The sequence below is a fragment of the Acetobacter estunensis genome (assembly GCF_019083805.1).
GTDB lineage: Bacteria > Pseudomonadota > Alphaproteobacteria > Acetobacterales > Acetobacteraceae > Acetobacter > Acetobacter estunensis_A.
In genome coordinates this window covers 1-241 of the sequence record NZ_JAHRDV010000168.1, presented here as the reverse complement: position 1 = coordinate 241, position 241 = coordinate 1, and the positions used below count along the sequence as shown (strand labels likewise).

The 241-nt window shown below is 61.0% G+C and carries 1 protein-coding gene; it reads left to right on the top strand.

Going from position 1 to position 241, the window contains the following annotated elements:
* Positions 1 to 69 precede the first annotated feature (69 nt).
* On the top strand, positions 70 to 241 hold a 172-nt coding region (locus tag KUA11_RS17390), incomplete at its 3' end, for an EamA family transporter (RefSeq protein WP_368041058.1).

The following is a 241-nucleotide window of genomic DNA, read 5'->3' as shown; positions in this document are numbered from 1 at the left end:
GCCGTCATCGCCGCAAAGGCGGCTGATAACAGAGCCCATACCAACCAAGGGGGCACACCTGAGCCATTCATGATCATGATGCCCTATCGGTTAGGCGTCTTCTTCGGTTGCGGTCTGGGCGATGCGGCGCGCGTGGCGCCTGTCGACAAGCTGAGTGTCGTTTTCGTGGCGATTTTCGGCGTCCTGGTCTTGGGCGAACATATGTCCGCCAAAGGCTGGGGCGGGGTTGTCCTGATCGCCC